This window comes from Limnofasciculus baicalensis BBK-W-15 (assembly GCF_024178385.1).
GTDB classification, from domain to species: Bacteria; Cyanobacteriota; Cyanobacteriia; order Cyanobacteriales; family Coleofasciculaceae; genus Limnofasciculus; species Limnofasciculus baicalensis.
Genome location: NZ_JAMZMM010000220.1, coordinates 1 through 10,295 on the forward strand (window position 1 = coordinate 1; position 10,295 = coordinate 10,295).

7 protein-coding genes are annotated in these 10,295 nt (G+C 38.8%); 5 read left to right on the top strand and 2 right to left on the bottom strand.

Features of this window, described 5'->3' with window-relative positions:
• Positions 1 to 43: 43 nt before the first annotated feature.
• Positions 44 to 877 (bottom strand): 1,4-dihydroxy-2-naphthoyl-CoA synthase, encoded by an 834-nt coding sequence (gene menB, locus NJ959_RS19230; RefSeq protein ID WP_254013356.1) that lies wholly within the window; start codon positions 875 to 877, stop codon positions 44 to 46.
• A 130-nt stretch (positions 878 to 1,007) separates the two neighbouring features.
• On the opposite strand from menB, the gene NJ959_RS19235 reads away from it, so the two are divergent.
• The 3 genes from NJ959_RS19235 (at position 1,008) to NJ959_RS19245 (ending at position 7,737) form a co-directional block, all read left to right on the top strand.
• Entirely contained in the window at positions 1,008 to 1,961 is a 954-nt protein-coding gene (locus NJ959_RS19235) for a glycosyltransferase family 2 protein (RefSeq protein WP_373693678.1), read from the top strand.
• Between the two features lie 176 nt (positions 1,962 to 2,137).
• A complete protein-coding gene (locus tag NJ959_RS19240; RefSeq protein ID WP_254013358.1) occupies positions 2,138 to 5,593 on the top strand; it encodes a hypothetical protein in 3,456 nt (1,151 codons plus the stop codon).
• Positions 5,590 to 7,737 (top strand): hypothetical protein, encoded by a 2,148-nt coding sequence (locus tag NJ959_RS19245; RefSeq protein ID WP_254013359.1) that lies wholly within the window; start codon positions 5,590 to 5,592, stop codon positions 7,735 to 7,737. Before NJ959_RS19240 ends, NJ959_RS19245 begins: the two co-directional genes overlap by 4 nt.
• A 63-nt stretch (positions 7,738 to 7,800) precedes the next feature.
• On the opposite strand, the gene NJ959_RS19250 is transcribed toward NJ959_RS19245, so the two are convergent.
• Positions 7,801 to 8,265, bottom strand: coding sequence for a DUF29 domain-containing protein (locus NJ959_RS19250; protein ID WP_254013360.1), 465 nt, complete (start codon positions 8,263 to 8,265; stop codon positions 7,801 to 7,803).
• A 276-nt stretch (positions 8,266 to 8,541) separates the two neighbouring features.
• Between NJ959_RS19250 and rpsB the strand changes: the two genes are divergently transcribed.
• Complete coding sequence (rpsB, locus tag NJ959_RS19255; RefSeq protein ID WP_254013361.1) at positions 8,542 to 9,351, top strand: 30S ribosomal protein S2; 810 nt, start codon at positions 8,542 to 8,544, stop codon at positions 9,349 to 9,351.
• Positions 9,352 to 9,550: 199 nt separating this feature from the next.
• Positions 9,551 to 10,210, top strand: a complete 660-nt coding sequence (tsf, locus tag NJ959_RS19260) for a translation elongation factor Ts (RefSeq protein WP_254013362.1) — start codon at positions 9,551 to 9,553, stop codon at positions 10,208 to 10,210.
• The last annotated feature ends 85 nt before the right edge of the window (positions 10,211 to 10,295 follow it).

Below are 10,295 nucleotides of genomic sequence, written 5' to 3' on the forward strand. Positions count from 1 at the left end.
CCCTTATCCCCACTCCCCACTCCCCACTCCCTACTCCCTGCATTTACGGCAACCAAGGATATTGTCGAAAATCAGGTGGGCGCTTTTCCAAGAAAGCTTGTTTCCCTTCAGCACCTTCCTCAGTCATGTAGTAAAGCAAAGTCGCATTCCCCGCTAATTCCTGTAAACCTGCCTGCCCATCGCAGTCAGCATTAAAAGCAGCTTTCAGACAGCGGATAGCAATCGGACTTTTTTGCAAAATTTCCCTCGCCCACTGAATTCCCTCAGCTTCCAACTCATCCACAGGTACAACACAATTCACCATACCCATATCTAGCGCCTGTTGCGCAGTGTATTGGCGACAGAGGAACCAAATTTCCCTCGCTTTTTTCTGCCCCACGATTCTTGCCAGATAACTCGCGCCAAATCCGCCATCAAAGCTACCGACTTTGGGGCCAGTTTGACCGAAAATACCATTATCTGCTGCAATAGTTAGATCGCAAATCAGGTGTAAAACATGACCACCACCAATCGCATATCCCGCGACTAGGGCAATCACCACTTTGGGCATGGAACGAATTAGGCGTTGTAAATCCAGCACATTGAGGCGGGGAATCCCTTCCTCATCCACATAGCCCGCTTTACCTCGTACTGATTGATCTCCACCGGAACAAAAGGCATATTTACCATCAGTATGAGGACCTGCCCCTGTAAATAATACTACACCAATACTAGTATCTTCACGGGCATCCCAGAAAGCATCGTAGAGTTCTACTATAGTTTTAGGACGAAAGGCATTGCGTTTATGGGGGCGGTTGATGGTAATTTTAGCGATGCCGTCGGTTTTCTGATAGAGGATGTCTTCGTAGGTTTTGGCTGTTTGCCAGTCGATTTCCATAAAATTCAGACTAAATTGCAGTCAGAATAGTAGCACTTGGGGAGTGGGGTGTGGGGAAGATGAGAAGTCGGGTTTCTCCAAGAAACCCGACTTCTGGTGTGAGGTTATATTCTGAGAAGATTGTAAAATTATGTGTCGAGAGGTTCCCTTGTTTTTCAGCGTCGTTATTCCCACCTACAATCGCCTGCCGATTCTGCAAAAATGCCTCAGAGCATTAGAATATCAGGATATTAGGGCAGATAGTGTCATTGCAGGTTATGAAGTTGTTTTAGTCGATGATGGCTCAACGGATGGTACTTTGGAGTGGCTAGAGGCTCACAAGGATGAGTTTCCCCATGTGCGATCGCATTCTCAAGATCATCAAGGACCTGCTGCTGCGAGGAATCTAGGGGTTAAAGAAGCAAAAGGCGACACTATTATTTTTATCGATAGCGATTTGGTTGTTACTGAAAATTTCCTTCAGGCTCATGCAGATGCTTTAGTCAAAGGAGAGGAGCAACTGGGCAGCGATCGCATTTTTACTTATGGCTGGGTAATCAATACCTGTGATTTCGATAATCCTAGCTCGGAAGCCTATAAAATTACAGATTTTTCAGCGGCTTATTTTGCGACGGGGAATGTTGCAATCGCGCGAAAATGGTTAGAGGAAGCTGGACTTTTCGATACTCGCTTTCAACTCTACGGCTGGGAAGATTTAGAACTCGGTGTGAGACTAAAAAAATTAGGCTTAAAACTAATTAAATGTCCGGAAGCTGTCGGTTATCATTGGCATCCACCTTTTAATTTAGACCAAATCCCCCGCATGATCGATAGGGAAATTCAACGGGGTAGGATGGGAGTATTGTTTTACGAAAAGCATCCGACTTGGGAAGTCAAGATGATGATTCAGATGACTTGGTTACATCGAATACTTTGGGGTATCCTGTCTTTTGGTGGAAGATTGAATGAAAAGACAATGGCTCCCTTTTTGCAGTGGTTAATTGATAGAGGGAAATCTCAGTTAGCCTTGGAAGTAGCACGGATATTCTTGAATTGGTATAACGTCCAGGGAGTTTATGGGGATTATAATGAGATGGAGAGATAATTTAGGGGTGAGTCGCTTGGTCACTATAAATAAGAGAAACGATCGTATCTGTTGACTCACCCTCCGATCATAAAATGGAGGGATCGTGTAGGGGCGAGTCTCATCCTAACCATAAATAGAACTGATTTGTTGTGGCAATTGTCTCAAATTTAAACTCTACCAAAGTTATCATGTATATGGAAAAAATCTTAAACGAATACTGTAAACAATGTCATCCTGGACTGCTTCTACTGAGTATGCCGACTGGTTTTGGCAAAACCTATAATGTTCTCAACTTTATCTATTCTAATTACAAGGAATTTGCCGCTGAGAATAGAAAAATATTTTTTATTACCAACCTCAAGAAGAATTTACCATTTGGGGATCTCAAAAAACGTTTTGTCGATAATCTAAACGAAGATGATTTTGAGAAATATGTTCTTTTTATTGATGCAAATTTTGAGACTGTCATTAACAATATACTCGCCATTGAAAAGGAAATTCCTGAACAATTCAAAACAGCAAGTTATTTTAATTTAAAACGTAATGTAGAACACTCTCAAAACAAAGGACTTCCAGGAACAGTTCGCTCAGACATTAACATGAAGATCAGGAAAGAACTTGAGCCAGTATTCAGAAAATCTATTAAAGACACATTGGATGAAAAATTTAAAACAAAAGAAGCCAGACTTTCAGCCATCAAGAATAATCAAGACTATCAATGGATCGGTAAAATATATCCTGCCGTATTTACAGATGAGCGAAGTGTTTTATTTCTTAGTATAGATAAGTTTTTGGTCAAAAATACTACACTTGTTGAGCCATCATATTATTTCCATGAGCGGCTTATTAATAAAGCAGTTATCTTTATTGATGAGTTTGACAGCACCAAAGAAAATATACTCAAAAATATCATTGAATCAGGTTTGCGCCATCGAGTTGATCTTCTTGATTTATTCTTGAATATTCATAACCATCTTATGCAAAACGAATGTCCTGAAGCGCTTCTTAAAGAATCAGAATGGCGTAAGCAAAAATCTTCCGGCGGCACTAATTGGCCGCCCTTGCGAGAACAAATTGAATTATTGCGACAGAAAGCTAATGAGATATTCAAGGAATATCAACTACAGCATACCTGTAAATCTTATCATGAATTGTTGACAAACAAAAGAAATTTTTTGTTCCATGACTATCAATTCCATTATGTGCTAGATCGTCATAAAAAAATCGAAATTATTAAAGATTTGCCAAACCGTACAAATTGGATTAAAGCTGTTGATTCTCAAACAAAAGGAGCTGGTTTCGATATTCGCTCAATGCTGAATCGTATTACGGGATTTTTAACCTATTTCCAGATCAGAATCAAGTATTTAGCAGAGAACTATTCCCATTTGAAAGAGGAAGATAAGACCATTAAGGAAACGTTTCCGCTCGAATCGGCAATTACTACAGTTATTAATAATTTTCGTATTGATGCTCAATATGTCGAATTCTTGATCAATAAAATTATTGAAAATGACTTACCGTATAACTTGCAAACCGAACAAGGAACAATCCAACGTCAGGGATTCTATGATACAGGCTTTCGTTACCATGATATCGTCGATAGCGATCGGCATGATACGTTATCTAAGATATATATGTTCAACTTCAGTCGTACACCAGAATCTTTTTTGGCTGGAGTTTGCTCAAAGGCTATGGTTGTCGGCATTTCCGCGACGGCTGGACTTTATACAAACATAGGAAATTACGATCTTGAGTATCTAAAATCCCGTTTGGGGGATTCATTTATACGTCTTAAAGGGGATACTCTTGTTAAGTTAAAAAATGCCTATTCTGAAGCAACTAAAGGATACGATCGAGTTGACATAAAAACTAAGTTTATCGGGACAAATAAAGTCGATAAAGACGAATCAATTAAAGAGCTTGAGTTGCTTTTGAGTGACAAAGAAACTGCCCAATCTCTATGGAACAAGCTTGAATATAACAGTAAAAAAGATCGGAAAAATATTGAATTTTGTTTTTCCCGTTATGTGAGAGCATTAACTGCCTGGAAATATTTTTTGGATCATCCTGATTGTCATGGATTTCTTTGCTTTTTCAATAAATTTCCCAAGGATGATGATCCAGAGTTCGATCTTCATAGATTATATGAATATGCTGAATTACTCTTGACTGATAGAAGAGATAGCATAGACGATGATATTTCTGAGACAATAGTTGTCCTTTCAGGTGATGAATTTGACACTATTAAGGATAAATTATTAAATGACTTAAAAGACAATAAACGTCGATTTATTTTCTCTACATATCAGACAATTGGAGTCGGACAAAATCTACAATTTCCGATTCCTTCTTCTCTAAAGCCAATACAAATTAATGACTTTGCGAAGAATACAGACATGGATATTGATGGGATTTATTTGGATCTTCCAACAAATCTACTTGTCAATATTTATAATGATGATAGGGAAGATTATGATTTTATCAAATACATTTTTCAATTAGAATTTCTCCGCGAGAATGGAGCGTTATCACCAAATGAATTTAAGCATAAATTAGATGAAGTATTTAAGCGATATTTGGGAATAGACAAGTATAAGAAAAAGGTTGGTGAATTGAACTTATACGATACAACTGCTTATTCACTCTTCTTGAATAAAGTGATTATTCAGGCTATAGGTAGGATATGTAGAACAAATATGAAGGCTCCAACCATTCATATTCTTGCTGATGCTTCAATCCGGAAACATCTGAGTAAATTTTATTTACCGGAAGATGTCATTCCTGTTCGTGAATATACGGCTCTCCTTAAATCAGCAGGTGAATCGACTAACCAATCTGAAGATTTGAGAGAAGCGCAAAATCGTGCATCCAACAGAAGCAATCAGACTGCTGCTTACATCCGCCGCCAACTGAATACGCCGTGGCAAGCTAAAAGCGTTAAACAATGGCAGGCTCTTAGAGCACAAGTTCTCCGACAACCCGCTATTGCCAAAGAATTGGAATGCGATCCCAAGTGGAATATTATTTATCTTAAATTACCGAAAGCAGCCGACTCATATTATTTTTCACATGAAAATGACTATGATGATGTTGAAGTTTTCTTTTCTGATGGATGCGGTAAAAAACAAGTCAAAAAGGTGAGTGAACAAACTGCGCGTCTTTCAGATTTGATGAGAATTGATCTCCTAAAGAAGTTATTTATTGATTCTGGATGGGCAACAGCATTCCCTAAATCTGAACTCATTCTAACTCCCCCAATATTCAACAATATTTATAAAGGGGCATTAGGCGAAGTATGCGGGAAACATATTTTTGAGACCATCTTAAAGATTCCTCTGTTAGAGCTAGAGGTGGATAAATTTGAACGTTTTGATTTTAAAACGGATCAGAACATTTATATAGACTTCAAGTTCTGGAACGATCGAGTTGCAGTACCATCTGATGACTTAATTGATAAAATCCGTGATAAAATGGACAGTATTGGGGCTGATCGGGTTTTTGTTATCAATATTCTTGGTAGCTCAGATACAGCTTTTAATCCGATTATCTCATCAGACAGGAAAATCGTCGAAGTTCCTTATCTTTGTAAAAATGATAAAGTTGACGATCAAGCAATTAAATTTATTCGAGAGGAATTTAGCAGATGAGTATTGGTACAAACCGTCTGAACATCGATTTTAAGATTGATGCTATTAAAGAAGACTTTGTGTTTATTCGGTTAAAACGAGAAAAAAATGGAAAATGGTGGGGAGCGGAAGAACTGGATTGTATTATTGGCGACAGTTATAAAGCTATGTCTGTTGGGTATGCTAAATATGCCTATGCTATGTTTGAAAAAAAATCAAATAATACTTATGAATTACTTCAGAAACTTAGAAACGATCCTGAATTTTCTAATGTATCTGCAATTGAGGTAAAGCCCGAAGCTTTTTATAGCGGGAATGATGAATCTATCTCTGAAGTAACACTTGCCCGCTTATTGATGAATTCTCTGGGTTCATCACGATCGAGATTTAAGCATCTGCAATTCTCAAATCTTACTGGAGAATTACTTAAAGTCCCACCATTGACAGATAAGCTTTCTGATGAAATTCCTGTGGCTGAAATAACTCTTAGTAGTCATAATAGTCAAAAAAACGAGTTTTTATTGAATGTCCGTCTAGCCACTTATCGAAAAAAGATTTCAATCTTAAAAGAATACAGAGGCGATGAATTAAAAAAGATTCTTGAAAGACCTGAATATATCTTCCATAGTGGCACAGCATCCCTGAGAAGATGCCTTCCTTCTGATGGTAAAAATACAGATCCTAAAAAATCTTACATAAAATGCAGTAAACAAGGTAAAAGGCTTCATACTAATTTTCTTGAATTTGGAAGTATCAAGGAATTTAATAGCAGCCGATCAGGAATTTTTCATCAAGTTTTAAAAAATATTCAAGAACATCTATCAAAATACATGGATGTTAATTTTTGTTTCCGTGAAATTGAGTCCGAAATTCCACTTAAACGCACTATAGTTAAAGAGCCAAAACAACTGCACTCAATACTTGATGGGCAACCAATACACATAGTTGATAGAGTTAATGATGAAGATTCGGCTAATCTAGTAACTACGCTGAAAGAGTTACTTATTCCTTATGTTACGAATGAAAAGCTAATTACCTCTGGCAAGCGAGAGAAGAAAGGAGCTTTGAATTTTAGAATTATTCACGATCAGTCATATTACATAAAAAATGGGATCGAGGATGAGTACCGTACCTCAGACGATAAAATACAACGGCAGAATCTTACTATTGAATCAACCAGAATTGTGACAAAGGCTATTGTGAAAACAGCGATCAAGGAAATTATTATTAAGCGTGATATTGAACAGGGTAAATTTAACCTGTTTAATTGGGTTGAACTTCAGTCGAAAAAACTTTGGACTTTTGCTGCTTGGGATGAAGAGTCAAATCATGTTATTTTTATGGAAATTCAACCCAATGGTGATTTTAAATTCAGAAAAATAGATGCTGAAGATCTATTTAGCTATCAAGAATATCAAAAATATATGGAATTAATGACAGATAGTAACTCTGGCAAGAAAATCAGGACATTGGAAGGTATAGTTATTTCTGATACAAATGATATCAATCAGATATTCCTTACTGATGAGATCACCATTCCCGATCTGGATAAAATTGAAAATATCCTCAATGAAATAGAGACAGAACTTCCAGAAAGTAAGCAAACTGGAGATGAGTTAGCTGAGATATTCCAAGATTTTTTACGAGAACAATCTTTGCTTAATCTTGGACAGCCCCAGTCATTCTCAGATAAACTTATAGAAATTGGCAAACAACCCATATCAAAAAAAGAGCTGAAGGATTTAATTGCCACATATTTTGGATCGACAAATAAAAATGAACAACATATCAGCAATACAAAAGATGCTACTGATTTTAGAGATTATCTTCTCGAAAAACATCAAATTAGGTTAAAATTTCCGCAAGATAACCAGAGTAAAGAAGATTTATTTGATGCATCTATTAATATAAAGTATTTTGGCGAAACTGAAAAAGAGGCTTATTACTTTGTTGGAGATCGAAGAGACAAGATACAATTTTCTTTCAAGGATGCCTGTCATCTCCGTAAAATCGTTGCGGTGAATGACTCGAAACTGATATTCAGACAAATCCTGCCGACTATGGATGTTGATTTTGTCCGCACAGGGCAAAGTACCGTAATTCCTTTTCCATTTAAGTATATTAGGGAGTATAAAAATTCTGGCGTTGCTCAATTGAATCATTGAACCAACAGACATGATTATAATAATGCGATCGCGATCTGAATTACCAATTCCCCAACCAACCACTCATTCCGGTAAAAACTCATCATCCACCACATCCTCTAACTCGTAAAGACACTGGATAGGAAATATCTCCAATGGCAACCTAGTTTCAGCCTTTGCCTGTTTAACAGCTTCTCCATAACATTCAGCCAATATACGTTCGAGATATGGCTTAAGGCTAGGGGACTCTTTCAATGCCTTTTTAATCCGGCGGCGATGCTCAATGATACTACTTTCCCAGCTACCACTTCTAGATTCGGGTTGGTACTGCCATTTGAGTAAGTGGAGTAAAACTACAATCAAATTACTTTCTAAACTTCTCCTTTCACTCCTCCCCATATCCTCAATTTCCTCGATCAGATTTTCCCAGTCTACATGGGCATAATTCTCACTTCTAAGTTTTTCGACAATAGTTTCTATCCATTCCAGATAATCTGTTTCATACAGAGTTTGAGAATCAGTCTTTCCAGATGAGATGATGGTTTCCATAGAGAAATCTCTGGAGAATTAGTGAGAGAAACAACCTAAGATATTTTTACATCGTAGCTTGTGCAATCTCCTTGCTCCACGCGCGATCGCAAAAAGGCACAACTCGAACCCGCTCCCTCTGCAATACCAACTTCCTGTCTAATATAACCAAACTCAAGTACCCAAACATGCTACCCTAGTAAAGTTGTTAAAAAATCGCACATCCAGGAGTTCGGGTGTTTCCCTAAGAGAAATCCGCCTGGGTGGAGGATAAACCCGAATCAGGAGTTAAAAATTATGGCAGTCGTCTCTTTGGCTCAAATGATGGAGTCAGGGGTTCACTTCGGGCACCAAACCCGGCGGTGGAATCCTAAAATGGATCAGTATATCTACACCTCTCGGAATGGTGTCCACATCATTGACTTGGTGCAAACAGCACAGTTAATGGAAGATGCCTATACCTACATGCGCACTGCGTCAGAGCAAGGGAAAAAAGTTCTCTTTGTAGGTACAAAGCGCCAAGCTGCGGCAATTATCGCCCAAGAAGCGACTCGTTGCGGCTCATACTATGTCAACCAACGGTGGTTAGGCGGAATGCTCACCAACTGGGAAACCATTAAAACGCGGGTAGAGCGGTTAAAGGATCTCGAAAGGCGGGATAGCAGTGGCGCATTAGATTTACTGCCGAAAAAAGAAGCATCCATGTTGCGTCGGGAATTAGGCAAGCTTCAGAAATACCTCGGCGGTATTAAACTAATGCGGAAAGTTCCCGATATTGTCGTAATTGTAGATCAGCGACGGGAATACAACGCTATTCTGGAATGCGAAAAACTAGGGGTTCCCATCGTCTCGATGCTGGATACCAATTGCGATCCAGATGTGGTGGATATTCCCATCCCAGCCAATGATGATGCCATCCGTTCGATTAAACTAATCATAGGTAAGTTGGCAGATGCCATCTATGAAGGTCGTCATGGTCAACTTGAAGCAGAAGCAGAAGAAGAATACGAAGATTATGACAGCGCATTAGAGGATATGGATGATGAGGAAATAGATGAGATTGCCGCAGCCTATCCAGAAGATGCCGAGGCAAGTGAGGAAGAATAATTAGTGTAAGTTGTTATTTGTTGTTGGTTGTTGGTTGTTAGTTGTTGGTTGTTGGTTGTTTGTCGTGGAATAGGTGTCTCGCTTATCAAGGTTATTCGTTATTTGCTCTAGAATTAGCTATTGAGCAAATAACCAAAAACAAATAACCAAAAACAAACAACCAAAAACAAACATTCACCAGAATAGGAACAAAAGTAAAATGGCAGATATATCAGCAAAACTCGTCAAAGAATTACGAGACAAAACTAGCGCTGGCATGATGGATTGCAAAAAAGCGCTCGTAGAAAATGACGGAGACATGACAAAAGCCACAGAATGGCTGCGGCAGAAAGGCTTGGCTAATGCCGGGAAAAAAGCTAGTCGCGTGGCAGCAGAAGGCATGGTGGGTCAATACATCCACACAGGTGCTAGAGTAGGCGTGCTAGTGGAAGTAAACTGCGAAACAGATTTTGTGGCTCGTCGCGAGGAATTCCAAACCCTGGTGAAGAATATTGCCATGCAAATCGCTGCTTGCCCTAACGTCGAATACGTGAAAGTGTCAGACATCCCCACAGAAATAGCTGACAAAGAAAAAGAAATCGAAATGGGGCGCGACGATTTAGGCAATAAGCCAGCTAATGTTAAAGAGAAAATCGTTCAAGGTCGAATTGAAAAGCGTCTGAAAGAGCTATCATTAATGGATCAACCTTACATTCGCGATCAAAGCATCTCAGTGGAAGAATTGGTCAAACAAGCGATCACGCAATTGGGTGAAAATATCCAAGTACGCCGTTTTACCCGCTATATCCTCGGTGAAGGTATCGAGAAAGAAGAAACCAACTTTGCTGATGAAGTAGCGGCACAAATGGGCGGCAAGTAAAAAAGGTGAAAGGGAATGGGGAATAGTGAGAGGGAGACAAGGGAGACAAGGGAGACAAGGGAGACAAGGGAGACAAGGGAGACAA

Coding starts and splice junctions, on each gene's coding strand:
- menB (WP_254013356.1), bottom strand. CDS start 877: ATGGAAATCGACTGGCAAACAGCCAAAACCTACGAAGACATCCTCTAT.
- NJ959_RS19235 (WP_373693678.1), top strand. CDS start 1,008: ATGTGTCGAGAGGTTCCCTTGTTTTTCAGCGTCGTTATTCCCACCTAC.
- NJ959_RS19240 (WP_254013358.1), top strand. CDS start 2,138: ATGGAAAAAATCTTAAACGAATACTGTAAACAATGTCATCCTGGACTG.
- NJ959_RS19245 (WP_254013359.1), top strand. CDS start 5,590: ATGAGTATTGGTACAAACCGTCTGAACATCGATTTTAAGATTGATGCT.
- NJ959_RS19250 (WP_254013360.1), bottom strand. CDS start 8,265: ATGGAAACCATCATCTCATCTGGAAAGACTGATTCTCAAACTCTGTAT.
- rpsB (WP_254013361.1), top strand. CDS start 8,542: ATGGCAGTCGTCTCTTTGGCTCAAATGATGGAGTCAGGGGTTCACTTC.
- tsf (WP_254013362.1), top strand. CDS start 9,551: ATGGCAGATATATCAGCAAAACTCGTCAAAGAATTACGAGACAAAACT.